Origin of the sequence: Dyadobacter sp. SG02, assembly GCF_900109045.1 — a bacterium.
Classification (GTDB): domain Bacteria; phylum Bacteroidota; class Bacteroidia; order Cytophagales; family Spirosomataceae; genus Dyadobacter.
Genome location: NZ_FNYL01000003.1, coordinates 598,248 through 623,659, shown reverse-complemented (window position 1 = coordinate 623,659; position 25,412 = coordinate 598,248). Strand labels below are relative to the sequence as shown.

21 protein-coding genes are annotated in these 25,412 nt (G+C 49.1%); 16 read left to right on the top strand and 5 right to left on the bottom strand.

The window, feature by feature from the left end; genetic code table 11:
* Nucleotides 1-7: 7 nt before the first annotated feature.
* Together BMW93_RS09795 and BMW93_RS09790 are read left to right on the top strand one after the other, a co-directional pair.
* Entirely contained in the window at nucleotides 8-826 is an 819-nt protein-coding gene (locus BMW93_RS09795; protein WP_090375015.1) for an N-acetylmuramoyl-L-alanine amidase-like domain-containing protein, read from the top strand.
* A gap of 7 nt (nucleotides 827-833) precedes the next feature.
* Nucleotides 834-1,913 (top strand): mechanosensitive ion channel family protein, encoded by a 1,080-nt coding sequence (locus tag BMW93_RS09790; RefSeq protein ID WP_090375014.1) that lies wholly within the window; start codon nucleotides 834-836, stop codon nucleotides 1,911-1,913.
* Between the two features lie 289 nt (nucleotides 1,914-2,202).
* On the opposite strand, the gene BMW93_RS09785 is transcribed toward BMW93_RS09790, so the two are convergent.
* The 3 genes from BMW93_RS09785 to BMW93_RS09775 form a co-directional block, all read right to left on the bottom strand.
* Entirely contained in the window at nucleotides 2,203-3,573 is a 1,371-nt protein-coding gene (locus BMW93_RS09785; protein WP_090375013.1) for a HAMP domain-containing sensor histidine kinase, read from the bottom strand.
* Nucleotides 3,570-4,247 (bottom strand): response regulator transcription factor, encoded by a 678-nt coding sequence (locus BMW93_RS09780; RefSeq protein WP_090375012.1) that lies wholly within the window; start codon nucleotides 4,245-4,247, stop codon nucleotides 3,570-3,572. The genes BMW93_RS09785 and BMW93_RS09780 overlap by 4 nt, the downstream gene beginning before the upstream one ends.
* 210 nt (nucleotides 4,248-4,457) lie before the next feature.
* Nucleotides 4,458-5,018: a DinB family protein gene (locus BMW93_RS09775; RefSeq protein WP_090375011.1), complete on the bottom strand. Its 561-nt coding sequence runs from the start codon at nucleotides 5,016-5,018 to the stop codon at nucleotides 4,458-4,460.
* A 286-nt stretch (nucleotides 5,019-5,304) separates the two neighbouring features.
* On the opposite strand from BMW93_RS09775, the gene BMW93_RS09770 reads away from it, so the two are divergent.
* From BMW93_RS09770 to BMW93_RS09760, 3 genes are read left to right on the top strand one after another with little or no spacing between them, the layout of a single operon-like run.
* Nucleotides 5,305-5,916: a DUF4136 domain-containing protein gene (locus BMW93_RS09770; protein WP_090375010.1), complete on the top strand. Its 612-nt coding sequence runs from the start codon at nucleotides 5,305-5,307 to the stop codon at nucleotides 5,914-5,916.
* Nucleotides 5,917-5,919: 3 nt separating this feature from the next.
* Nucleotides 5,920-6,579: an OmpW family outer membrane protein gene (locus BMW93_RS09765; protein ID WP_090375009.1), complete on the top strand. Its 660-nt coding sequence runs from the start codon at nucleotides 5,920-5,922 to the stop codon at nucleotides 6,577-6,579.
* Nucleotides 6,580-6,589: 10 nt separating this feature from the next.
* A complete protein-coding gene (locus tag BMW93_RS09760) occupies nucleotides 6,590-8,758 on the top strand; it encodes a hypothetical protein (protein WP_090375008.1) in 2,169 nt (722 codons plus the stop codon).
* A 70-nt stretch (nucleotides 8,759-8,828) separates the two neighbouring features.
* Here the strand turns inward: BMW93_RS09760 and pheA are convergent, their stop codons facing one another.
* The gene (gene pheA / locus BMW93_RS09755; protein WP_090375007.1) at nucleotides 8,829-9,902 is read right to left on the bottom strand and encodes a prephenate dehydratase; all 1,074 of its coding nucleotides are present in this window, start codon (nucleotides 9,900-9,902) and stop codon (nucleotides 8,829-8,831) included.
* Between the two features lie 109 nt (nucleotides 9,903-10,011).
* The gene (locus tag BMW93_RS09750; protein WP_090375006.1) at nucleotides 10,012-11,883 is read right to left on the bottom strand and encodes a DNA topoisomerase IV subunit B; all 1,872 of its coding nucleotides are present in this window, start codon (nucleotides 11,881-11,883) and stop codon (nucleotides 10,012-10,014) included.
* Nucleotides 11,884-12,157: 274 nt separating this feature from the next.
* Between BMW93_RS09750 and BMW93_RS09745 the strand changes: the two genes are divergently transcribed.
* The 11 genes from BMW93_RS09745 to BMW93_RS09695 are packed head-to-tail and all read left to right on the top strand — an operon-like array spanning nucleotide 12,158 to nucleotide 25,411.
* Nucleotides 12,158-14,707, top strand: a complete 2,550-nt coding sequence (locus BMW93_RS09745) for an SLBB domain-containing protein (protein WP_090375104.1) — start codon at nucleotides 12,158-12,160, stop codon at nucleotides 14,705-14,707.
* Between the two features lie 2 nt (nucleotides 14,708-14,709).
* A complete protein-coding gene (locus BMW93_RS09740; protein WP_090375005.1) occupies nucleotides 14,710-15,798 on the top strand; it encodes a hypothetical protein in 1,089 nt (362 codons plus the stop codon).
* Between the two features lie 2 nt (nucleotides 15,799-15,800).
* Nucleotides 15,801-16,634 carry an ABC transporter permease gene (locus BMW93_RS09735; protein ID WP_090375004.1) on the top strand — a complete coding sequence of 278 codons (834 nt, stop codon included), beginning with the start codon at nucleotides 15,801-15,803 and terminating at the stop codon, nucleotides 16,632-16,634.
* A 17-nt stretch (nucleotides 16,635-16,651) separates the two neighbouring features.
* Nucleotides 16,652-17,908, top strand: a complete 1,257-nt coding sequence (locus tag BMW93_RS09730) for an ABC transporter ATP-binding protein (RefSeq protein ID WP_090375003.1) — start codon at nucleotides 16,652-16,654, stop codon at nucleotides 17,906-17,908.
* A complete protein-coding gene (locus BMW93_RS09725) occupies nucleotides 17,901-18,983 on the top strand; it encodes a DegT/DnrJ/EryC1/StrS aminotransferase family protein (RefSeq protein WP_090375002.1) in 1,083 nt (360 codons plus the stop codon). Before BMW93_RS09730 ends, BMW93_RS09725 begins: the two co-directional genes overlap by 8 nt.
* A 4-nt stretch (nucleotides 18,984-18,987) precedes the next feature.
* Nucleotides 18,988-21,045: a glycosyltransferase family 39 protein gene (locus tag BMW93_RS09720; protein ID WP_090375001.1), complete on the top strand. Its 2,058-nt coding sequence runs from the start codon at nucleotides 18,988-18,990 to the stop codon at nucleotides 21,043-21,045.
* Between the two features lie 8 nt (nucleotides 21,046-21,053).
* On the top strand, nucleotides 21,054-21,752 hold the full coding sequence (locus tag BMW93_RS09715) for a WbqC family protein (protein ID WP_090375000.1): 699 nt from the start codon (nucleotides 21,054-21,056) through the stop codon (nucleotides 21,750-21,752).
* 2 nt (nucleotides 21,753-21,754) lie between these two features.
* Nucleotides 21,755-22,411: an acetyltransferase gene (locus BMW93_RS09710; protein WP_090374999.1), complete on the top strand. Its 657-nt coding sequence runs from the start codon at nucleotides 21,755-21,757 to the stop codon at nucleotides 22,409-22,411.
* 41 nt (nucleotides 22,412-22,452) lie between these two features.
* Nucleotides 22,453-23,676: a glycosyltransferase family 4 protein gene (locus tag BMW93_RS09705; protein ID WP_090374998.1), complete on the top strand. Its 1,224-nt coding sequence runs from the start codon at nucleotides 22,453-22,455 to the stop codon at nucleotides 23,674-23,676.
* Nucleotides 23,673-24,656 (top strand): glycosyl transferase, encoded by a 984-nt coding sequence (locus BMW93_RS09700; protein WP_090374997.1) that lies wholly within the window; start codon nucleotides 23,673-23,675, stop codon nucleotides 24,654-24,656. Before BMW93_RS09705 ends, BMW93_RS09700 begins: the two co-directional genes overlap by 4 nt.
* Nucleotides 24,656-25,411: a DUF5672 family protein gene (locus BMW93_RS09695; protein WP_090374996.1), complete on the top strand. Its 756-nt coding sequence runs from the start codon at nucleotides 24,656-24,658 to the stop codon at nucleotides 25,409-25,411. The genes BMW93_RS09700 and BMW93_RS09695 overlap by 1 nt, the downstream gene beginning before the upstream one ends.
* Nucleotide 25,412 lies beyond the last annotated feature (1 nt).

Sequence of the window (25,412 nt, the reverse complement as noted above, 5' to 3'; positions counted from 1 at the left end):
TTCAAGTATGATCAGATTTGTAGTGCTTTCCATTTTGTTGCTGGGTTCTGTTGCCTCTTTCGGGCAGGCCGGTCTGCAAAAGACTTTCGTGCAGAAAATGGAGCTTCCTGCCAGTCCGGATATCGGCACACAGGTTTTACGGATCAGCGAGTCGTTCCTGGGCACGCCTTACGTCGCGGGCTCGCTGGAAGGCAACCCTACCGAGCGGTTGGTCTGCAAGTTCGACGGGCTGGATTGTACTACATTGGTGGAAAGCGTGATCGCGCTGGCGGTTGCCAAAACCGAGAGTTCGACTTTTGAAGAGTATAAAAACGAACTTACCCGGCTCCGGTACCGCGACGGCCAGATCGACGGCTATCCTTCGCGGCTGCATTATATCCTCGACTGGATGTACGAGAACCAGAAACGCGGGCGCCTGGAAGACATTACTTCGAAGGTAGGCGGCGTGCCTTTCAACAAGGAAATCAATTTCATGACCACCCACGCCAACCTGTACCCTTCGCTGGCAGCCAGTGAAGTATATGAAAAATTGAAAGAGCAGGAGGCGGTGATCAATTCGCGGGAGCATAGCTACATTCCCAAAAGCAGCATTCAGAAAGCCGAGCCGATGCTGCATGACGGCGACATTGTCGCATTTACGTCGTCGGTGGAAGGGCTGGATGTGAACCATATGGGCATTATTTCGAAGGTAGGCAGCCGCGCTTACCTGATCCACGCCTCGCTGACGGGCAAAAAGGTGATCATGACGAACGTTCCCCTGGCCGAATATGTGGCTTCCGTCCCAAAACATACGGGGATGATCGTGGCCCGTCTCAACGATATCTGACCCCTGAATGGATTTAACCGACCTGATTAATTACCGGAATTCCCCCTGGCTGTTGCTGTTGCTTGCCGGTGCGATCGGATTGGTCATCAGCATTCTCATTATCAGCCTTATTAAAATAACGGCTTCGAGGAAAGAATGGACCTCCGTGCGCGCGGTCCGTGAAAACCTCACCAGCGTACTGCATTTTTTCATACCGATTGTACTGATTACCGCGGCGGCCAAGACTTACTCTTACTCGAATCCGCAGTACGACTGGGTTTTCGCATTGAGCAAAACAACGCTCATCGGAATCACGACGTGGCTCATGGCCCGGATCGTGATCATCGTAGAGAAGATCCTGATCGACAAGCTGGATTTCAATTCGCCCGACAATAACCAGGCCAGGCGGCTGTTCACGAAGATCAAGTTCGTGAAACGCATTGTCGTGATTATGGTTATTACCGTCGGCGTTTCAATATTACTGCTCAGTTTCGACAGCGTGCGGCAATATGGCGTGGGAATACTTACCTCGGCCGGTATTGCCTCGGTAATCATCGGTTTCGCGGCACAGAAGTCGCTCGCTAACCTGATGGCTGGAATTCAGATCGCATTCACCCAGCCGATCAAAATCGACGATGTGGTGATCGTGGAAGGCGAATGGGGCCGTATCGAAGAGATCAACCTGACCTATGTGGTGGTGAATATCTGGGACTTGCGGCGCATTGTACTGCCGATTACCTATTTCATCGAAACACCCTTCCAGAACTGGACACGCAACGAAAGCGCACTGACGGGAGCGGCATTCTTTTACCTCAACTACCATACGCCCGTCGACAAGCTGCGTACGAAACTGAAAGAGATCCTCGATGCTACCCCACTTTGGGACGGTCGCGCGTGGGCATTACAGGTAACTGATACGCAGGGGCAACTGATGGTGGTACGCGCATTGATGTCCGCACGCAATTCCAGCGAAACCTTCGATTTGCGCTGCCTGGTACGCGAAAAGCTCATTGAATTTATTGCCAAAGAGCACCCGGAAGCCTTGCCTGCGACGCGGGTCGAAGAGCCTGCCGAGTCGAAATTCAGAATATCGGAAACCGGCATATAAAAAAATTGGCCTCCGGAAGATCCGAAGGCCAGTCTTTTCTTACTACTCACCTAACTCAATTTAACTCAATACAGTTTTTCTTTGATATTTTAATCCGTTGTCCCCGCATCGTCACAGGCGCCGCTTTGTTCGAAAATAGATGAAGGACGGCCTGCAAAAAAGGGCGAAAACCAACGGGTGAAAGCTACTGGAAAATGCCTCACGGCATATGTAAATCAGAACGTGCGATTTACACTACAAAGGAGCTTTTCCGTTGTTAAAGAGGCATTAACGCTGAATTAAAAAGGAATTAAAAAGGTGGGAACTTCAAAATAAAGGTCGTACCGGAGCCTAATGCAGATTCTACTTCGATGCTGGCACCCTGCATATTGATAATGCGTTTGGTGAGTGCGAGGCCGATGCCATACCCGGCCTTGCTGATCGTAGACTGGCTGCGGTAAAAGGTATCGAAAATATAAGGCAACTCTTCCTGCGCGATGCCGATACCCATATCGCGGAAGTAAATGATAATCAGCCTGTTTTTGATTTCCAGGAAGACATTGCAGGTTTTATCAGGCGAGTATTTACACGCATTATCCATCAGGTTGAGGAATGCGGTCCGCAGCAGGCTTTCGTCGCCAAAACGTTTCAGTTGCTCCTCGTCCTCGGGGATTTTATCGTAATGAATATGTACCTGGTAACCCGGGTTCTTCTGCTGCACGGAGCCTTTCGCCTGCCACAGCACCTCGTCGATCCTGATTTTCGAGAAAGTGACGCGGAATGCATTCTCTTCTGTCCGGGCGAGTTCCAGCAGGCGGCTTACGAGCTCGTTCATTTCCTTCGCTTCGGACCAGATTCCCTTTAACGCGTCCTGGTAATCGGCTGGCGAGCGCTCTTTCATCAAACTCAGCTCTGCCTCGCTCATAATGAGCGCCAGCGGCGTGCGCAACTCGTGCGACGCGTGCGAGACAAAGTTTTTCTGCGCCACGAACGCGATTTCAAGCCGGGTAAGCATTTGGTTAAATGTTTCTGCGAGCAATGCAAGCTCGTCTTTTTCCCGGCCTACCCGCACTTTTTCATGCAAATTACCAGCCGATATGTTGTTCACCTGGTCGATAATGTCAGCCACAGGCTTGATAGCGTCGTTCGAGAATTGCCAGCCGGCCACACCTACCAATACCATGGACAGCAACCAGCCGATCAGCAGGATTTCGCGCAGGCGGTTCAATTGGTTCACTCCCAGGTGATCTTTCGCGATCACCGCCACGACCCACGGTTTCCGGTGATCCTGCAAAATGTGGCGGATAATGATTACCTCTTTCTTCTGGTGCTTGGTATGGATCTCCTTCCCGGCCCGCGCTTCGGTAAGCATGGGTTTGGAAAGGGTGAGATTTTCCTTCCCGCTTACGAATATAATCGAATCGGAACCATCGTAAATCGTGATTTCCTCGTCGAGCAGGACCGTTTTGTTTTCTTTTTCGATCTTTTCGATGTCCGCTTTGCTGATGCCGTGGCTTGCTTCCACCAGCTGGGCGACTGTCTGGCCGCGCTCGTTGAGGAAGGAGTAGAACTGCTTTTCGCGGTATTGGTCGTAGAAAAAGTAAATAGCAAGACAAAACAGCGCCATGATAGAGCCTACCAGCAGGGTAAACAACAACGTCAGGCGGGTTTTGATATTCATTCTTCCTTGAAAATGTAGCCCATGCCTACCACGGTGTGGATCAGCTTGGAAGGATAGTCTTTATCGACTTTTTTACGAAGAAAATTGATGTACACGTCGATCACATTGGTACCGGTATCGAAGCGGATATCCCACACCTGCTCCGCAATGTCCACGCGCGAGACCACGCGCCCGCGGTTGCGCATGAGGTATTCTAGCAATGCGAATTCTTTGGCCGTGAGATCGATGCGGTTACCGCCTCTTCTGGCCACCTTTTCGTCGAGGTTCAGTTCGAGATCGGCGAGGGTAAGTACCTGGCTGGATTGCTCGCGGGCGCTGTTGCGCTGCGAAAGCACCTTAATGCGCGCAATGAGTTCGCGGAATTCGAATGGTTTTACCAGATAATCGTCGCCACCGGCTTCGAAACCGTCGAGCTTGTCGTCGATCGTTCCTAATGCGGTCAGGAACAGGATCGGTGTCGTCAGGCCGTCGGCGCGGAGCTGCTTGGCGAGGTCGTAGCCGTTGAGGAGCGGCAGGTTTACATCCAGAATGATCACGTCGAACCGGTAGTTGGAAGCCATTTTCTTACCGACTTGTCCGTCGTAAGCCAATTCCACTTCCCACGACTGTTCTTCGAGACCTCTTTTGAGAAAACCTGCGAGTTTCGGTTCGTCTTCAACGATTAGTATTTTCATAGATGATCAAGCGGTTTAAAGTGCCAAATGTTGCACAGATTTTTGCTTAAAAAAAGGCTGCCCGAAATATCGGACAGCCTTTTCGTCTATATCCACACCATTAGAACGTTGGTATTTCTCAACATCCCACGTTCTATTATAATGCAAAATATAAAATTTAAATTATAAACAATAGGTAGTTGCCTATTTTTACAAAATTTCATGTAAGTATCAGTAATAATCCGCGGAATTGTCGTAGTCCGAACGATCGCCGAAAGCGCCATAGTCGTCGTCGTCTTCCAGGCGCATGGCTTTCGCTGCTTTTTTAATGAGTCCGATCTGCCCTGCGTGGTAGACGTCGTGCTGGATCACGCCGTGTATTAATGTATAATAGGAATAATCGCGGCCGGGCACGAATTCTTCCAGGAAGCTGTCGTCTTCGATCTTTTCGAGTTCCGAAACCAGCTCTTCCTGAGAAAGGCTCAGCTCCATCTGGATCGCCTCCCATTCAAACTCATCCACCACCGGAAACTTCTTCCAGTCTTTATCCTGTGTTTTAATATCAAACTCTGCATCGCCCTGCAACTTGCGAACGGCGAAAATGCGCCAGGTAGTCATGTGGTACACGATTTCGGCGATCGAGTGCGTATTGCTGCTCAGGCGCGTCTCCGCGATTTTCGGCGTTACATCGCGCAGCGCTTCCACTACCGACGGTCCGTACCATGCTTCTTCGCTTTCGTACGTGTCGTTGAGTACATCTATGATTCTTAAAATCTCTTCTTTTGCTTCCATATGATTAGATTAAACAGCTGCAAATTTACGGGGAATCGGACGAAGATTATCCAAATGCGTTTTCAATATTAAAGAGACATTTTGCCGGCTTCCATACTCTCCTGACATTCTGCGAGAAAACTTAACGTTCCAACCAATCTGCAAACGATACGGTCAGAGTTTATGAGTTTATAGTTTAAAGTGTGCTGTGTGGAATCATAAACTTTAAGCTCATGAACTCACAGCCTCGTAAACTTTAAGCATTTCAATTTTCGTTTATTTAACAAATTTTAAAAGTCATACTCAAATGTTCAAAAAAGCCTCTTTCCTCTTACTGATCGTCGGCCTCGGGTTGATGTCGTGTTCGAAAGACCCGATCAGCGACCTTTCCAATGAGGAGTCGTTGGTATACATTACAAATCACGATCAATCCGCCAATTTCAGTCAGTACAAAACATTCAGCATTGTAGATTCGGTGCTGATCGTCGAAAATAACCGCGCCGGTGCTTCCCTGGACGACATTGACCGCGCCATGTTGCAAAGCCTTATCAAGAATATGGAAGCGGCGGGATACAAATACGTAGGCCGCAAGGAAAATCCGGACGTCGGTATCAATGTTTCCTGGATCACTAACACCTATCTCAATGTGGTGTCTCAACCGCTTTCCTCCTACTACGGTGGCTACTGGGGCGGTTACGGCTACGGCTACCCAAGCTATTACAGCTACTACGAAACCAGCGAAAGCTCCTGGCTGATCTCGATGCTCGATTTCAAAAACCCGCAGACGACGCCATCCGGCAAGACCTTCAATGTGATCTGGGATGCGCAAATCCGCGGTGCGGCCATCGGCGACCAAAAACTCGTAGAAAAAATGGCGGATTCCATTTTCGGTCAATCCGGTTATCTCAAAATCAAGTAACAAATGAAACGATTCCTCATCATTGCCCTTTTTCTTGGAAGTGTTCTGCCCACATTGGCACAGGAGAAACCCAAGTTATACACCATTGCTTCGCCATTTGAACGATACACCTATTACCTGGCTACCGTGCGCTACATGGGCGCCGTGCCGATGGGCTCTTTCAAGGACAACTATATCGATAAAGCCTCATTTCAGAACGCCTCGATCTCGATCGAATGGGTTTTAAGGAACTCGCCGGTTTCCGTCGGCGGCGAAATCGGTTCGACGTATTTCGAGAAACGAGTGCCGCGCGCATTGTACGAAGGTTCGGACGGCACCATTTCCGCCGTGCAGACACGCACCGTTTCGCAATATCCCGTGGAATTGTTTGCGAACTACCACTTCCTGCCACGTAATTCGCAGGTACAGCCATACGTGCAGGCAAGTATGGGCGCGAGCATTCTCGATTATACGGTATATTACGGTACATTGTCGGTGCAGGACCAGAAAGTACGCTTCAAGTACGGCATAGGTGCCGGTTCCAAGTTTTTGTTCAAAAAGGACGGTACATTTGGTCTCGACGTGCGTGTCAAATATGACGCGACCGCTTACAAATATGACTACATCGACAAGGGCATTTCGTCCGTGAACGGCTCGATAGGCCTGTTCTATCGTTGGTGGTAAACAACGCATCGTGACACATAAAAAGAAGGTTTTGACCAAAACATCGCTTATCTGGCTTAGTGGCATTCTCGCATTCCTGATCGGTTCCGGGCTTTGGGCCTGGAACCGTTTTGGTCCCAGCCACGACAAAACTTACATTCAGGTTACAGAGGGTCTCCCCATGGCGCGGACGCTAGACTCGGCGTCCAATGCATGCGACCTGACGATCCGCCGGTACCGCCAGATCGGCCGCGAAATGCAGTTCGAACTCGCTGCCAATGCAGGCGGGCTTTCGCCTTATGACGTAAAAATCACCCAGAACGGCAAAACACAAACCTTCCAGGCCGTACCGCACCGCTATGGCGTGTGGCTTACGGTCCCCGATGTACAGGTGAACGGCGGCGAGGCTCAAATCAGTGTTTCGAGCCTCGGCCAGCAGGGTTGCCAGACAACAGCCGCATTCAATTTCGAAGCTGCGGTGGCCAATGATATTATGGATGCCAGGCAATGGGTCCGTCAGGGGAGCAAGGACAACTGGCTCGACGTGCGGCCTGTTCGCAAAAACGGCAAGCTTTTCCTCCGGGACTTTGCCAACTACAACGACAACCGCACGAGGGTCGTCATGATCGACGGCATTGTGGTGCAGGGCCTGGAAAATGGTATCGAAGTAAAACCGGGCTATTTGTACTCCATAACAGCCCGCTGGATCGACGCTCCTTATAACGACTGGTGGAATGCAGCCAAAAACCGCACCGTCCGTCAGCAGAATATCTACATCGCCGGCAAGCCCGATCAGCCGGCTGCCAATGCATTGACGCGTATCGGCATCCCGGACTGGTTTTCTCCTTCGCGCACCACTAACGTCGATTTCGATACGCGTTTCCCCGAATTTGAACCGATCAAGGGCAAACTTGTCATGCAGTACCGGCTGAACAACTATGTTTCTTCCGATAATTATTACAAACGGGGCATTGGTTACATGGCCAATACCGAAAAGGAATACCCTGCGAAAAAGCTGCATTATACGGCCACTCCCAATTATTTTGGTGATAAGGACGAGAAATGGTTTTCCAGTCTTTCCAAAGAGCAAGTGGAGGCATTGGCCGGCGTACCGGGTTTCGGGGTTTATGCGTATGATTTTGAATTCTGGAACCAGAAGTATTCCAAAGAAGTCATTCAGCGGTTGATATGGTTTTCGAGGGTGATCAAAAAGAACCATCCCGATATGCATCTGCTGGACTACTGGGGTGGCGGGGCTTATACCAATCCGCATATCAACACGGTGGGCGGGGTTAACCCAAAAGACCTGATGAAGGATTACAGCGAACCCAAGGCCAACAACCCGAACTTCGAGCCGCTGCAGAACGGCGATAGCTTCCGGGAGATATTCAATACCGTCCCGATCGATGTGTATCCCAAACCGATGTTTGCGATCGACAATGCGGGTAATTCTCCTAATAACTTTGTTTTGCTGTCGGCGATTCATTCGCTTCGCATCAACAAGCTCCTGCCTTATCAGAAAAACAACAAGTTCATTTTCTATGGCTGGAACCGGTACATGCCTTTGTACAAAGACCCCATTGTGCCCTGGAACTACCAGCTCACCGATCCGAAAGGCGAACTTATCATGAACCAGCTCGAAATGATGCCCGCCAGCCAGGCGCTGAGCTTTTCGCTGTTTTCATTAATCCTTTTCGACGGCTATTACCTCTGGCACGACGGCGGCGCGAACGCCCAAAACCCGAATGCCTACAAATTATCGAAAGACATGTGGGGCTGGGGTTACGAATGGTATCCGGCCGACGGCAAAACGCCCGAAAGTCAGGTAGGCCGCAATACTTCCGGCGGAACCGCCGCTCCCTACTGGGATTTCCCGACGGAATATTATGTACTGGGCAACTGGATGGCCAAGCAGGTTGAGGACGTAATTGTCGGTGGGCAAAACCAGGATCTGGCATTCCAGCTGAATGGCCAATGGGTACAGCCCAAAAAGGAACAGGCTTTGCTGGCAATCGATGGCAAGCAGCCATTCGTTACATCCATTGTAAAAGGGAACCAGATTGTCGTGTTGGCAGTCGATTCGTTCCAGCAGCCTTCGGCCCAACGAAAAATGAAGGTGCGATTACCCGATGGTGTGGAAACAGAAATAGAGCTGTTCGGCAACTGGCCGGCCTTGTACCGCGGGAAATTGAAGAAATAGGTTTAAAATACATAAAAAGCAGCAAGCTCGCCGTTGAAGCGAGCTTGCTGCTTTTTATCTAAACCAAATATCAGGCCACTTTCACATAACTTCCGAGCCATTTCAAATGCGTCCCGTACTTGTGCATGATCTCCTGAACCTGCGGGTCGTCCATATGCCCGAGAAATTCTACCAGGAACCACGCGCGGAACGACGCCTCCCCGCGCAACGGCCGGCTTTCAATCTTGGTAAGGTTAATACCACGGTCGTTGAAATCTTTCAGGAACTCGTACAATACGCCGGGACGGTTGGTATTGGGCAGATTGGCAATGATCGTCGTCTTGTCGTCTGCACTTTTCACATTGGTAAAATCCTTCGCCAGGATCAGGAAGCGTGTCTGGTTCTGGTCGCTGTCTTCGATATTATCGAAAAGAATAGGCACTCCAAACAGTCTTGCCGAAATAGACGAACATATGGCAGCGGCATCCGGCTCTTCGGAAGCGAGTTTGGCCGCTTTCGAAGTAGAATCCACCGCTATGAGTTCGATACCCATACCTTCCAGATATTCACTGATAAACTTCCCGCATTGCCGGAATGCAATGTCTTTGGAATAAATCCTTTTGATCGATTTCAGGGTATCCGATTGTGAAGCGAAGGTAAAATGCACTTTCAAAAGTACCTCAGCCACGATCGAAAGGTCCTTTTCGCGCAGGAAATCCACTGTTTCAACCACGATCCCCTCCTGATTATTCTCGATAGGCACCACGCCGAACTTGGCACGACCGGTTTCGACACTCTCAAATACCGAATGGATCGTAGGCAATACGAGGTACTCGCTCATCGCCCCGAACCGACCTTCTGCGGCCTGGTGGGTAAAACTTCCTTCCGGGCCAAGATAGGACACCCGCTCGGGCAATTCCAGGTTACGGGATACGGCAAAAATTTCGAAGAAAATGGCGTCGATCGCCTGGCGGGTGAGCAACCCGTTGTTACGTTCCGCCAGCCGGTCGAGAATCTGCTTTTCTCTTTCGGGGCGGTAAATAATCGACTGGGAAGATCGTTTCCACTCACCTACCTTTTTGACGAGCTCCATGCGCTCGTTCAAAATGCTCAGCAGCTGGTCGTCCAGCCCATCGATCCTGTTTCTTAAATCCTGTAATTCCACAAAGACACTTTAAATAGTTGTTCGAACCGGGAGATGCGTTTTCACTTTTGAATAAAGGACTTCCCGACCCGATATTACTTGACCACGCCAAAGATAATGCATCGCACACCTAGCCCGCCAGCGCGAGCTCTTCGACGTTCTTCTCCACTTTGAGGTTATCGATGATAAACCGCTGTCTTTCAGGCGTATTCTTACCCATAAAATAACTCAACAGTTTCTGGATCGACGTTTCCTTTTGCAATATCACCGGTTCGACGCGCATATCTTCGCCGATAAACCGGCCAAATTCCTCCGGTGAAATTTCTCCCAGCCCTTTAAAACGAGTGATTTCCGGCTTGCTACCCAGCTTTTCGATAGCCGCCTGCTTTTCTTCCTCGCTGTAACAGTAAATGGTTTCCTTCTTGTTGCGGACGCGGAACAATGGCGTTTCAAGCACAAACAAATGCCCGTTCCGGACCAGATCCGGGAAGAATTGCAGGAAGAAGGTCATCAATAGCAAGCGGATGTGCATCCCGTCCACATCGGCGTCGGTAGCAATGATTATGCGGTTGAAACGCAGGTTTTCCACACCATTCTCCACATCCAGCGCATGTTGGAGCAGGTTAAACTCCTCATTTTCGTAAACGATCTTCTTCGTAAGCCCGAATGAATTCAAAGGCTTGCCACGCAAACTGAATACGGCCTGTGTCTGAATATCCCGCGATTTGGTGATAGAACCGCTCGCTGAATCTCCTTCGGTAATGAAAAGCGTGGTTTCGTAACGCTGTTCGCTTTTCAGGTCGGTGAGGTGCAGGCGGCAATCGCGGAGTTTTTTATTATGCAAATTGGCTTTTTTCGCCCGGTCGTTGGCCAGTTTTTTAATACCCGCCAGTTCCTTCCGTTCCCGCTCCGATTGTTCGATGCGCTTTTTCAATGCGTCCCGCGCCTCGGGGTTCATGTGCAGGAAGTTGTCAAGCCTTTCTTTGACGAAATCATTCACAAATGTCCTTACCGTCGTGCTGTTAGGGTCGGGCGTAATGGTGTTGGAACCGAGCTTCGTTTTGGTTTGAGATTCGAAAACCGGCTCCTGGACACGGATCGCAATGGCGCCGATAATCGACGAACGAATGTCTTCCGGAGCGTAATCTTTACCGAAATGTTCGCGCACTGCTTTAACAACTGCTTCCCTGAATGCAGCGAGATGGGTACCTCCTTGTGTCGTATACTGACCATTCACAAAAGAGTAGTATTCCTCACCATATTGGTTACCATGAGTCATCGCCAGTTCAATATCCTCACCCTTCAAATGAATGATCGGATAACGCAGCGTTTCCGCGTCGGATTTGCTTTTCAGAAGGTCGAGCAGGCCATTCTGCGAGAAGTATTTCTGCCCGTTGAAATTGATCGTCAATCCTGCATTAAGATAGCAGTAGTTCCAGATCATATTATCAAGGTACTGCGGGATGTACCGGAAGTTCTTGAAAATAGTACCGTCCGGCTCAAACGCCACGTGCGTGCCGTTACGCTGGCTGGTAGTGCCTTCCGGCGATTCATTCAAAAGTGCTCCCTGGTTAAATTCCGCACTTTTGGTCTTGCCGTCGCGGAAGGATTGCACCTTAAAATGAGCGGAAAGCGCATTCACAGCCTTGGTACCAACGCCATTCAGCCCGACCGATTTCTGGAACGCGCCGGAATCGTATTTACCACCGGTATTAATCTTCGAAACGCAATCCACGACTTTGCCCAACGGAATACCGCGGCCATAATCGCGCACTTCCACACGGTGTTCGGATATTTTGATTTCGATCGTTTTGCCGTTGCCCATCATGTGTTCGTCGATCGAGTTGTCGACCACTTCTTTCACGAGCACGTAGATTCCATCGTCCACCGACGAGCCGTCGCCGAGCTTTCCGATGTACATCCCGGGCCTGAGGCGGATATGTTCTTTCCAGTCAAGCGACCGGATACTGCTCTCGTCGTATTGAACATTTGTACTTTCCATATTTATAACTATTCTTTTAGGAGTATTGTCGCTTTTGGAGGTGGTATTTTAATATTTTGAATCTTTTCTCGTTACCCTGTTATAACTTTGCGGGGTTCCCGGCAGGGGAGCCCGATTAATAGAAATTCTTTAAAAATAGGAAAAATCTAATTTACTTTGCCATGATATACACTACCTCAATATTCCGTGTACTCGAATCCCAAATTCAAAAATACTAGTCTTACACATAGTTTTAATGAATTTTCAGACTTTCAATAGTACAATAATTCTTCTTATGAACAGATCCAGGTTGGCTAAAAGTTATAAATCTATACTTCCCTATTTCCTGAGTTTAATCATCTCGTTACCCGCTTTCTCACAGGTTACCGCTCCAACAGCTCCTTCCGGAACTGCCCCGACGTCCAACGGTGCTCAAGGCACAACGCAATCGGGCCCGAGAGGTAATACAGGCACGACAGGAGGTAATACCCAATCGGGGCCAGGCGGCCAGCAAGGTACAGGTCAGCAGGGCGCAAATCAGCAGGGAGGCAACCAGCAATCGGGTAACCAACAGCAAGGAAACGACGGCCAGGGAGGTGATAAGGGCAAAAACGCCACTAACCAGAACGGTCAGAACGGCCAGAATGCCGAAGGCGGTGACCAGAGCAAGATCAACACCAACACCAGTACCAAGCTGACTCCGGAAGAACAAGCGAAAGAAGCATTTCGGCAGAAGATTTACGGATATTCGATTTTCGCAGACAAAAAACTTGGGTTGATACCTGATTTACAGATTGTTACACCAACTACTTACGTTGTAGGCCCTGGTGACGAATTGAAAATCTACCTTTATAACTACGCAGAAAGCACTTACGAAACGATCGTCAACAAAGATGGTTTCATCAGCATTCCCCGTGTCGGAAATGTGATGGTGGCCGGTCGCACGATTGAAGAAATCAAGAAAATCCTGATCGATAAATTTGCCAAATTCGTACCGGGAATGATCGGTACAGGTGGCGAAGGAGCCCGTACCAAACTGATGGTTACGCTCGGAGAAGTACGTTCCGTGAAAGTTTTTGTGACCGGGGAAGTGATCAATCCGGGAACCTATACGGTATCCTCTCTGTCGTCGGCATTCAATGCATTGTACCAGGCCGGCGGACCTAATGAAATTGGATCTTTCCGCGAAGTACGCGTGGTTCGCCAAGGCAAGGTTGTGTCAAAACTGGATATATATGATTACCTGGTAAATGGTAAGATCGACGGCGACATCCGCGTCCAGGAAAACGACAATGTGGTGGTAGGCTACTATCTGAAACGCACCGAAATCGCCGGAATGGTGAAGCGTCCGGGTATCTATGAATTGACACCGGAAGAAAAACTGGGCGACGTGCTCCGTTATGCAGGTGGTTTCAGTGATAAGGCTTACCGTGCGAGATTGAAAGTACAACGCATTACTTCCAAGGAACGTAAAATCCTGGACGTGCCTGAAAGTCAGTATGACTCATTCGAAATGGCGACAGGCGATTCTATTAACGTCGAAACAGTGCTCGACCGCTTCGAGAACATTGTGAGAGTTCAAGGTGCGGTAATGCGCCCGGGTGAATACTCGCTCGACAACAGCCCGACTCTTAAAGCGCTGATCGATAACGCACAGGGAATGCGGGAAGACGCGTTCGTGGGCCGTGTGAATGTGTTACGCACCCGCGAGGACCTCACGATCCAGACCATCCCGCTCAACTATACCGACGTCCTTAACGGCACCACTCCGGATCTCGTCCTTACGCGCCTCGACGAAGTTATCGTTCCATCCAAATTTGAAATGGCCGAAACTGCCTTTGTGAGCGTCGAAGGGGAAGTGAACAATACCAAAATCGGTGAGAATGAAGGTAAATTCCCCTACACGACCGATATGACACTCGAAGATGTGTTAGTTCAGGCAGGCGGTTTGAAAGAATCGGCTTATACATCGGAAATCGAAGTGGTCAGAAGAAAAAGAAACTCGATTGCCGGTGCTGCGAATGCGCAGATTTCCGAGGTGTACAAGTTCAATGTAAACCGCGACCTGTCACTGAATGCCAAAGCGACCAATTTCGTGTTGTTCCCATTCGACCAGGTGATCGTTCGCAAATCGCCTAACTACGTTGAGCAGCAGACTGTATTCGTAGAAGGCGAAGTGCTGGTAACCGGTCCGTATACGATCATCAATAAAAACGACAAGATCAGCGACATCATCAAAAGAGCGGGCGGCCTGACCGAGCTTGCGTATCCGGAAGGTGCAACCCTTTTACGTCGTACGGTGGTGAAAAACCTCGACGAAGCGGTGGATTACGAGCAGGTAGAACTCAACGAGAAGCGTATCAAGCAAGGAACCCTCACCGGTGACCTGCCGAACGTGAAGGAAGAGAAAATCGGCATTGTGCTTAAAAACATCCTGAAAAACCCTGGCTCATTCGAGGACCTGGTCGTGCAGGAAGGTGACATAATCCGCATTCCGAAGCGTCTGGAAACCGTTCAGGTGACTGGCTCGGTGCTTTACCCTACCACGGTGAAATATGGCAAGGGTATGAACTTCTCGGATTACATTTCACAATCGGGAGGTTTCACGGTGCAGTCACTCAGAAAGAGCTCTTACATCAAATATCCAAACGGTAATATCGATCGTACTAGAAGGTACCTTTTCTTTAACGTGTATCCGAAAGTACAACCAGGATCGGAGATCTTTGTTCCGACAAGAACCGCTCCCGCACTTAGCACGCAGCAAACTATTTCAACGGCTACAACATTGTTGAGCTCAATCATGGGACTAATTGTAACAGTACTGGCATTCCGTTCACTTAACTAACTATGGCGACAACACACCAAATCCCGGAAGACGAGCTATCTCCAAAGGAAGTCGTCGAAAAAGTAATAGTAGTTAAAGATGCATTGATCCGTAACTGGAAATGGCTGCTGCTCCTGCCTTTGGTGGGCTTCGGTATCGGCTATGCCATGGATACTTACCAGAACAAGCCTCCTACCTACGAGGCCACGGTGGTATTTAACCTCGGTGCGGCAGGTGCAAGCTCAGGCTTCGGCGACGTAGCCGGCCTGCTGGGTATCGGCTCGCAACCGGACGCGAATATCTTTACCGGAGAGAACTTCTTCTATTTCATCAAGTCCCGCCCGGTATTGGAGCGAAACCTGTTGAAAGAGATCGAAATCAACGGGAAAAAGCAACTTCTTGCAAACTTTTACATCGATTCGAGCGGTATCAAAACCTCCGATTGGGCGGATTATCCCGACTTGCAGAAGTTCCATTTCACGACCAGTGACGTCAAGAAAATGGACCTCAATGCCCGGATGAACCTCAACGCAATCGTGAAACGTACCGCTGAGGCAACCGAGATTGCGTCCCTCGACCGCAAGTCATCGTTTACGCAGATCACTACCAAGATGGAGAACGAGCACCTCGCGGGTTTGTGGGTAACCACCCTGCTGGAAACGGTAGAAGAAATGTATACCGAAAACCAGACGCAAAAAACACGCAAGACGCTCCGTCTGCTTCAAAGCCGTGCCGACTCGCTGGCGGCGGTATTGGGCATCGCAGAACATAAACTGGCGAAACAGCTCGATTACAGTGCACAGATTATGATGCCGGAAGCCAAAGTGTCGGCGACCAGCATGGAAAGAAAATCATCCTTCCTGCAACAGTTATATTACGAGGCAATGGCCAACGCCGAAAAAATGCGCGTTTCCCTCGTGAAGGAAGCCCCGCTTTTCACAGAAATCGAAGGTATCAAAGTGCCTCTGGACGTGAAATATGAAGATAAGCGTAATGCCAAAATCGGGGCATTGGCAGGTCTGATGATCGCACTGATATTCGTTTATTTCAAAACAGTGTTTTCCTCCCCTACCACCACCATTACCGAGCGTAAGGAAGCAGTAACGGCGTAATCATGGCAACTCAACACTCTATTACAATCAAGGCCGGCGGGTCTGAAAAAGATTATTGGAAAGACCTCTGGCTGAATAAACAACTGCTCTGGATCCTTTCCAAAAGAGATCTTTCCGTTCGGTACAAACAGACACTCCTGGGCGTAGCGTGGAGCGTATTGCGCCCGCTCATGACGATGACCGTCATGGTGTTTGTTTACAGTTATGTCGCTAAACTGAAAGCAGACCCCGGCATTCCATACCCGTTGATGGTGCTCGGAGGACTTACAATCTGGACATTCTTTGCCAACACTTTTACCCAGATCAGCAACAGTATCCTGATCAACCACAATCTCGTTTCGAAGGTATATTTCCCGCGTTTGCTCATGCCGCTGAGCTCCGTTGCCGTTGGTTTTGTGGATTTCCTGATCACTTTCGGCATTTATCTGGTGGTTACGGTCATCTTTCAAACGCCCATCAGCTGGCAGGTCGTTTTTCTTCCCTGCTTCATTTTGCTTACATTTATTACATCAATGGGCTTCGGTCTGTTTTTTGCTGTGCTGAATGTACGCTTCCGGGACATTGGGCAGTTGATTCCCTTTATGGTTCAGGTGGGCATGTATGTATGCCCTGTGGCTTATCCCAGCAGCCTTGTAAAAGGTACCTGGTATGAGAAATACTATAATCTGAACCCGCTGGTAGGGATTATCGACGGTTTTCGCTGGTGCCTCCTGGGAAGCAAATCCTATTTCAACCCGCAGAGTTTGTATTCAACGGTTATTACATCATCGATCATTTTGGTTATTTCGCTGATCTATTTCCGCAAAAAAGAGAATACTTTCGTTGACCATATCTGAAATAACTACTCTTGGGCATGTCTGTAATTGTAGCTGAAAACATCAGCAAAAAATATATCATCGACCATCAGCGTAAAAACGGGTCTTCCGGATTGCGTGACATTGTTACCGACACGGTTGACAAGCTGTTCCGCAAGCAGGAAAAGAACGGTTTCGCCGAGAAAGAGGAGTTCTGGGCGTTGCAGGATGTGAATTTTAGTATTGATAAAGGGGATCGCATTGGTATCGTAGGCCACAATGGTGCAGGCAAATCAACATTGCTGAAAATCATGAGCCGCATTACCGAACCTACCACCGGCCAGATCAAGATCGACGGCCGCATTGCCAGCTTGCTGGAAGTAGGAACGGGCTTTCACCCGGAACTGACCGGACGCGAGAATATTTTCCTTAACGGGGCCATTCTCGGGATGTCAAAGGGTGAGATCCGCGAATCATTTGATGCAATCGTCGACTTTGCGGGAGTAGAAAAATTTCTGGATACACCTGTAAAAAGATATTCGTCCGGGATGTACGTCCGCCTTGGTTTCGCGATCGCGGCGCACCTTAACCCGGAAATCCTGATCGTGGACGAAGTACTTGCCGTGGGTGATACCGAGTTTCAGAAAAAATGTCTCGGTAAAATGCGGGATGTTTCGGAAAGTGGCCGCACGCTGCTTTTCGTAAGCCACAACCTTACCGCCATTCAGGCACTTTGCAACAAGTCGTTTTATTTTGAGAAAGGCCGCTTGATAGACCAGGGCGACACAACGCACATTGTTACTAATTACCTCAGCAAGGTTTCGCAAAAATCGCTGGAAAAGCACTGGGATAATATTGAATCGGCTCCCGGAAATGACCAGGTGCGCGTAAAGAGCTTCAAACTTTTCCCGGAATACCAGGACGACCTCAACCATATCGACGTCCGCACGCCGATCAACTTCCAGTTCGAGTTCTGGAACCTGGTGGAAGGTGCTTCCCTGAACCTGAGCATGCACTTGTACACGTTTACGGGCGAATGTATTTTCAATGTAGGCACACCGGCTGAAAACTTCGGAAAAGGCCTGGTAAGGGGTACATGCGAGATTCCCGGCAACTTCCTGAACGACGGTTCGTACGTGGTTTCGATGATGATCGTGAAAGATACGAGCACCGTACTTTACAACATGGAAGAAGCCCTTGTTTTTGATATTGAGGATTACCGTGAAAATGTGACCTGGTATGGCAAATGGCCCGGATATATTCGCCCTCAACTCAATTTTTCCATTCGCCAATCTGAACACGTAGTGAATGATTAACGTCACTAAAACCTTTCTACCTGACCAGGAAGAATATCTGCAATATGTCCGTGGAATCTGGGAACGTGGTTATCTTACCAACAACGGCCCGCTTCTGCAACAGCTCGAAGGACAACTTAAAGAATACCTGAATGTCGATCACCTTTACTTTTGCGGTAATGGAACGATCGTTCTGCAAATAGCGATCAAGGCGCTGGAACTGAAAGGCGAAATCATCACGACGCCGTTCTCTTACGTGGCCACCTCCAATGCGATCCTGTGGGAAAACTGCACGCCGGTTTTCGTAGACATCGATCGCGCGACATTCAATATCAATCCGGAATTGATCGAAGCGGCTATCACGCCTGCGACATCGGCGATCCTCGCGACGCACGTGTACGGTAACCCCTGCGATATCGAAGCGATCGAGACCATTGCACAAAAACATAACCTGAAAGTTATTTACGACGCCGCACATGCATTTGGCGTTACTTATAAAGGAAAATCATTGCTTTCGTACGGCGACCTGAGCACTTGCAGCTTCCATGCCACGAAAGTTTTCCATACCGTCGAAGGAGGCGCATTGATCTCCAACCACCCCGAACTCGACCGCAAACTGCATTTGTTGCGGGCATTCGGACACCAGGGCGACGAGCATTATGAATTCGCCGGGATTAACGGAAAGAACTCGGAATTTCATGCGGCTATGGGTTTGGTGAACCTCCCGCAGGTACCCGCGATCATCCAGGCGCGCAAGGAAGTTTTTGCTGCTTACGACAGCCTGCTCAACTGGGACATTTTATTTAAACCCACACTGAGCACCGACATTGAATATAACTATGCTTATTACCCTGTGGTGTTTCCATCGGAAGCGATCATGTTCAAGGTAATGGAAGCATTGAAAGTGGAAGAAATCATTCCCAGGAGATATTTTTACCCGTCGCTTAACACGCTTTCCTTCATGCCGAGGCAAATTGCCTGCCCTGTTTCTGAGGATATCGCGGCAAGAGTGTTAAGTTTGCCATTATATGTAGGGCTTCCTTTCGAAGATATTGAAAGAATTTCCCGCATTATCAACGGTCATCTATCACCATAATCGCATGGTCATTTTTTATTGGCTAAGTTTTTTCCTGTTTTTATACGGTATCAGCTTTGTTGCAAAAAAGATTGCTCAACCCTCGCTTACAGAGCTGATTATCACCTTCTTCATTCTTTTCGTCGGTAGTATTATCCCTACCGGCTTTATTTTGTCGGCGCTGGACCTCACGGCGAACGTTTTCGCGTGGATTGGCGGCACTTTCATCATTCTTGCATTACAGTACCTGCTCTGGACGCGGCTGGTACCGCAGCAAGCGCATTACACCATTCGCGGACTGATCGCCAACCGGATGGGCACTTTCCGGCTTTGGACGAGGGAGTTATCGGTATATCTGAAAGTAATCTTCGGGGCACTGTTCCTTACATTTGCGATCATCGGAATAACCAACCTGATACTCGTGCTGTTCACCGCTCCTAATGAATGGGACAGCATGACCGGGCACCTCAACCGTGCGATACGCTATATTCAGCGTGGTACGATGGAGCATTTCGGCGGTGCCAACTGGAATATGGATACCTATCCAAAGAGCCTCACGACGATCCATATTTATTCGTACCTGATCAGCGGGGACATTGAGAATGCATTTAAACTCATTCACCAGCTGGCATACTACGTGACTGTGGCCTCGGTATTTGGTATTGCCCAGAGAATCGGCAGGAACCTGTCGGCCAGCTTTTTCTGCGCATTGGCGTACAGCCTGTTCCTCGACTTCCTCATGCAGGCCGTCACCACGGAAACCGACATTGTACTGACGGCCTATCTGAGCTGTCTGCTGTATTTTCTGTTCGCTTATTTCACCAGCCGCGACAACCGCTACCTCTACCTCGCAGGAATCACGTTCGCGATTGTTACCGGGCATAAGGCGACGTTCGCATTGCTAATGCCATCGGTGTTCGTGATCATGATCTACACCGTTTTCCTGGCTCCGGATTTTAAAGTGTTTTTTGAAAGAACTTTAAGGCTCGGTCTCGCGATCGCATTCTTCGCATTGATTTACACCATTCCAACGGGCTATATCCGCAATATCCAGGTTTTCGGGCACCCGATCGGTCCTCCTACGGCACGGTACCACCAGTCGTACGAGCGTGCGGGCGGCGCGGCGAACCTGTTCGAGCAAGGCAGCCGGAATGTGATCCGTTATACCTACGATTTCTGCAACCTCGACGGCATCCGCAATGCGCAATGGGGTTATGACCTGAATACCGCCATTAGAAAACCATTGGTAGTATTGGAAGATAAACTACGGATGCGCCTCGATGAGGAGACCGATTTTACCATCGTCCCATTCTCCTTTCAGCGCGGATTTTACTATTACAATGCGAACCCGTACTGGGGTGTGTTCGGATTTGCTTTGATCCTGCCGCTGATGTTCCTGGTGCTGATTCGCGTTTTCAGATCGCGCGTCCACTTTTTCCTGGTGATCGCATTCTGCCTGAACCTCGCCACCATCTCCTATTCCGCGGCTTATGACCCGTTTAAAGGCCGGTACTTTATGGAAGCGGGGCTTTTCGGTGTGCTTTTCCTGCTGCTGCTTTTTTCCCATCACCGGTTGTCGATCATCAAGCCACGCAGGAATGTCTGGAAAGGCTACATTATGGTAGTTGTCGGCCTCGCCTGCATTTCGGGGATAATGGCCGTTTACCTGAACATCCGCTGTCTCCCGCTCGCGTCTTTTGGAATGGAGTCGGCGTTGACGATGGACCGTATTCCTTACCAGACTTTCGCAAGACCCGATATTACAAAAGCCTATGTTCGTTTCGACTCCATCGTTCCCGAGAACGCTACCGTGGCGCTCGCAACCGTGAACAGCGATTTCGAATATCCACTTTACGGAAAAGACCTGACACGGAGACTGATTTCCATTAATCCGTTCGAAGAAGGCCTGCGCCCGATCCCGAAAGATGCGGATTACCTTTTCTATGCCCGCAAAGTGATCAACGACACGAGCAAGATCCGCGCGTTACCGACCGACATCCGGCTCGGTTCCGACACGACTTTATACCGCCGCATGTTCCTGAGCGAGCGGGGCGAAGATTATTATCTGCGAAAACTCAAATAGCCCAAGCCATGACTATTGCTATCATGCAGCCGTATATTTTTCCATATATCGGCTATTTCCAGCTGATCAATGCCGTGGACAAGTTCATTATCTACGACGATGTGAACTTTATCAACAAGGGCTGGATCAACCGGAACAACCTTTTGGTAGGCGGAAAGGCACATATGTTTACCATTCCGTTGAAAGACGCCAGCCAGAACAAACTCATCTTCGAAGTGGAACTTGCCAGGCACGAGCAGTGGCAGAAAAAGTTATTGAAAACCATTCAGCAATCATATCAGAAAGCTCCCGGTTATCAAAAGGTTTTTGAACTGATAGAAGAAATCGTAAATTTAGAAGTTGAATCAATTAACGACTTATGTATATACGCATTGAAAAAAACTTGTGCGTACATGGGCATAGGCACGGAGATTGTTCCCTCTTCAACGATATATAATAATAAAGACCTGAAAGGACAGGACCGGATTCTGGATATCTGTAAACAGGAACAGGCAAGCCACTACATCAATCCGATTGGCGGAGTGGAATTGTACGATAAAGGGAAATTTGAAAACGAGGGAATCAGACTGGACTTCATAAAAAGTATATCCAGCCCGTACCCCCAATTTAAAAATGCTTTCGTACCTTGGTTGTCTGTTATAGACATTCTGATGTTTAACGGTCTCGACGATATCAGGAAACAATTAGAGGCATACGAACTGATTTAGTAATGGCGAAAGTTATCGTTTTTGGAGTACTCGACACAGCAGAATTAGCGCACTATTATTTAACCCATGACTCTGATCATGAGGTTATTGCATTCACCGTCAATCGCCAATACATCGAACACGACAATTTTCACGGCTTGCCCGTGGTGGCATTCGAGGACGTGGAAACGCTTTTCCCGCCTTCGGATTACAAGTTCTTTGCGCCTATGACCGGCCGCAATATGAACCGGAACCGCGAGGCGATTTACAACCACGCCAAAGCGAAAGGCTACCAGTTTATTTCCTATATCAGTTCCCGTGCGACGCTCTTCGGTAACGAGATCGGAGATAACTGCTTTATTCTGGAAGACAATACAATCCAGCCCTTCACGACCATCGGAAACAACGTGGTACTGTGGAGCGGCAACCATATCGGCCACCATGGCCAGATCAAAGACCACGTTTTCTTTACTTCGCATGTGGTGCTTTCGGGGCATTGTGTGGTAGAATCGTACTCTTTCTTTGGCGTGAACAGCACCATCCGCGACTACACGACCATTGCGCAGGGCACACTCGTGGGAATGGCAACGGCCATCATGAAGGAAACCGAGGAATGGGGTGTCTATATTGGAAACCCTGCGAAAAAAGTACCCGGAAAGATGAGCTACGAAGCTTATTAAGTGAATCCGGTGACGAAAGTTTGAGCTAGTTAATATCGGTAATGGAGCAGAAGAAAATACTTTTTGTAAGTCACGATGCGAACAGGGCAGGCAGCCAGCTGCTGCTCCTTCAGTTGTTGCGGCTATTGAAAGAACGGGGCGTTCCGATGCACCTGCTGCTCTGTAACGGAGGCGATCTGGAAGCGGAATTCGAGGAGGTAGTGAGCATTACGCGTCTTTATCAAACCAAAAAAATCACCACTCCCCCATTTACCGGCAAACTGCTCCGCAAAACCAATCTGCTCAAATTTTACGAAGAACACTCGCTGCATAAAGGCAACGAAAGGGTGCTGGCAGAGCTGGAACAGCAGAATATCGGTCTCATTTTCATCAATTCCATTGCCAACGCCGAAGTTTACTACGATTTCCTGAAGTCCTTTCACGATTTGCCCCTTGTACTTTTTGTACATGAGCTGGCCATGTCTGTCAAGATTTATACACAGGAACAACAACTTTCTTTCCTGCTGAAAAAAACGGATCACCTGATCGCCGTTTCGAATGCCGTAGCCGATCATTATATCCGTAAATACGATTTCCCGGCTGCGCACGTCAGCACATTTACGCTCATCGACCACGAGCATATCGACCAGCGCCTGGCCGGGGTTCAGCACGATATTCTGGAAAAAACCTATAAAATCCCCGACGACGCCATTGTGATCGGTGGCTGCGGCAATGCCGAATGGCGTAAAGGTAACGATATTTTCAACTGGATTGCCAGCAGGGTTATCCGCAAAACGCAGCCGCTGCCCGTCTACTTCGTGTGGGTAGGCGCAGGCCCGCAGCACGAGATTTACGAGCTGATCGAAAACGACATCCGGCTCATGGGCCTATGCGACAAGATCATCCTCATTCCGCCGACCCCGCGCGCGCTGGATTACATTAATCGGTTCGATGTGTTGCTACTGAGCTCCCGCGAGGACCCTTATCCGTTGGTGGTGATGGAAGCCGCATTGCAGGAAATTCCCGTGGTATGTTTCGAAGGTGCGGGCGGTGCGCCGGAACTCATCGAGGGTGATGCCGGGTTTGTAGTACCGTACATGGATATTTCGGCGGCTTCGGATGCGATCATTCAGCTGATCCTCGATCCGTCGCTACGGAATACGCTGGGCCAGAATGCACGTAAAAAAGTATTGGAAAGGCATAACACAGACAAAAGCGTAGCGAGCGTCGAAGCCATTATTCAGAAGTATTTACCTTTGCAGGTTTCGGAACAGCACAATCAATGACTATTGCCTTTACCATTTGCTCCATCAATTACCTCGCGCAAGCCCGGACATTAGGAGACTCGCTCAAAGCGACCAACCCGGATGTCCGGTTTTTCATTGGATTGGTGGACAAGCTCCAGGGGGTTGCATTTGAAGATTCGTATGCGCCCACGTACCCGATGATTGAGATCGACAAGATCGAAATCCGCGATTTTCAGGAAATGTGCGCGCGCTATAATATCACCGAGCTGAATACCGCGGTGAAACCATTCTATTTCACCTATTTTTTCAAACATTATCCCGAGGCGGACAATGTCATCTATTTCGACCCGGATATCATCGTTTTTCAGCCGTTAACAGAACTGAAAAACGCATTGGCAAAGCACAATGCCGTGCTTACGCCGCATATCAACACGCCGATCAACGACCAGCTGACGCCCAACGAACTGCACCATCTCAATACCGGCGTCTACAACCTCGGCTTTGTGGCATTCAGCCGTTCGGAAGAGAACTACCGGTTTATCGAATGGTGGGAAGAAAAATTGCGGTACGAATGTCTGATCGACCTCTGTAACGGGCTTTTTGTAGATCAGAACTGGATGAATTTCCTCCCGGTTTTTGTACCGGATACATACATCGAAAGAAGTCCGGGCTACAATGCGGCCTACTGGAATTTACACGAGCGTACATTTTCGCAACGCGACGGCCATTGGTATGTGAATGAAGAGAAACCATTGATATTCTTCCATTACAGCGGCTACGACCCTGCGAAACCTGATATTCTGTCGAAATACCAGGACCGTTTCGAACTGAATGCACGTCCTGACCTGACGGCGCTTTTTGCATTATACAAAAACAGCCTCATTGGCAACGGGAATGCTTATTACCGCAAATACCCCTGCGCATACATCAAGCCCGCACCCGTGCGCCGCTATCTGCGCGTGAGGAAATTCCTGAAAATGCCCGTCAACTATCTGATCGGCAAGCTGCAAACGATCTGATGAAAGAGCTGGTTACCGTAATTGTTCCTATTCTCGAACCTCAGATCAATCCAACGGAGGAAAAGCTGCTGCATCACGCGCTGCAAATCCTTTCGGATTACCAGTTCATTTTTGTCGCGGGAGAAGGCGCCGATCTTTCGGTAGTGCGCGAACATGCGGAAAATATCGATGTCGTGCATTTTCCAAAACGCTATTTCGAATCGCGACAACATTTCGGGCAGCTTTTACTGATGGCCGATTTTTACGAGCATTTCAACTGGTGCGACTTTTTACTGATCCACGAACTGAACAGCTGGGTAGTGAAAGACGAGCTGCACTACTGGTGTAAACAAGGCTATGACTACATCAAAGCCGGGCCTGTATTAGCCGATCCGGATAAAACACCGGGCATTCTGAAACGTATCACAGGGCTTTCGGAGGAGGAAAAACGAGTATACGGGGCGGGTTATGCCGATAACGGGCTTTACCTTTGCCGCATCGAGCGGATGACGGCCACTTTGAAAGGCAAGAAAAGTGTCGCCCATCAATACCGCCATAATGCCGACATTCCCAACGCCGACTCTGTGTTCTGGCACCTCGAAGCGAACAGGTTTTTGTCGCATTTGAGAAAACCCACCGACATTGTACGCAGCCATTTTGCGCAATTTGGTGTTCAATACGACAATGCAGCAACATCACCTTTTGCATTAACGGGCATTTCACGGGATAATATCCACGAAATACCCTACTTTAAAAACTTGCCTGAAACGGAATAAT

Coding starts and splice junctions, on each gene's coding strand:
- BMW93_RS09740 (WP_090375005.1), top strand. CDS start 14,710: ATGGCGACAACACACCAAATCCCGGAAGACGAGCTATCTCCAAAGGAA.
- BMW93_RS09750 (WP_090375006.1), bottom strand. CDS start 11,883: ATGGAAAGTACAAATGTTCAATACGACGAGAGCAGTATCCGGTCGCTT.
- BMW93_RS09720 (WP_090375001.1), top strand. CDS start 18,988: ATGGTCATTTTTTATTGGCTAAGTTTTTTCCTGTTTTTATACGGTATC.
- BMW93_RS09785 (WP_090375013.1), bottom strand. CDS start 3,573: ATGAATATCAAAACCCGCCTGACGTTGTTGTTTACCCTGCTGGTAGGC.
- BMW93_RS09710 (WP_090374999.1), top strand. CDS start 21,755: ATGGCGAAAGTTATCGTTTTTGGAGTACTCGACACAGCAGAATTAGCG.
- BMW93_RS09780 (WP_090375012.1), bottom strand. CDS start 4,247: ATGAAAATACTAATCGTTGAAGACGAACCGAAACTCGCAGGTTTTCTC.
- BMW93_RS09765 (WP_090375009.1), top strand. CDS start 5,920: ATGAAACGATTCCTCATCATTGCCCTTTTTCTTGGAAGTGTTCTGCCC.
- BMW93_RS09715 (WP_090375000.1), top strand. CDS start 21,054: ATGACTATTGCTATCATGCAGCCGTATATTTTTCCATATATCGGCTAT.
- BMW93_RS09695 (WP_090374996.1), top strand. CDS start 24,656: ATGAAAGAGCTGGTTACCGTAATTGTTCCTATTCTCGAACCTCAGATC.
- BMW93_RS09725 (WP_090375002.1), top strand. CDS start 17,901: ATGATTAACGTCACTAAAACCTTTCTACCTGACCAGGAAGAATATCTG.
- BMW93_RS09730 (WP_090375003.1), top strand. CDS start 16,652: ATGTCTGTAATTGTAGCTGAAAACATCAGCAAAAAATATATCATCGAC.
- BMW93_RS09795 (WP_090375015.1), top strand. CDS start 8: ATGATCAGATTTGTAGTGCTTTCCATTTTGTTGCTGGGTTCTGTTGCC.
- BMW93_RS09705 (WP_090374998.1), top strand. CDS start 22,453: ATGGAGCAGAAGAAAATACTTTTTGTAAGTCACGATGCGAACAGGGCA.
- BMW93_RS09700 (WP_090374997.1), top strand. CDS start 23,673: ATGACTATTGCCTTTACCATTTGCTCCATCAATTACCTCGCGCAAGCC.
- BMW93_RS09770 (WP_090375010.1), top strand. CDS start 5,305: ATGTTCAAAAAAGCCTCTTTCCTCTTACTGATCGTCGGCCTCGGGTTG.
- BMW93_RS09790 (WP_090375014.1), top strand. CDS start 834: ATGGATTTAACCGACCTGATTAATTACCGGAATTCCCCCTGGCTGTTG.
- BMW93_RS09735 (WP_090375004.1), top strand. CDS start 15,801: ATGGCAACTCAACACTCTATTACAATCAAGGCCGGCGGGTCTGAAAAA.
- BMW93_RS09745 (WP_090375104.1), top strand. CDS start 12,158: ATGAACAGATCCAGGTTGGCTAAAAGTTATAAATCTATACTTCCCTAT.
- BMW93_RS09775 (WP_090375011.1), bottom strand. CDS start 5,018: ATGGAAGCAAAAGAAGAGATTTTAAGAATCATAGATGTACTCAACGAC.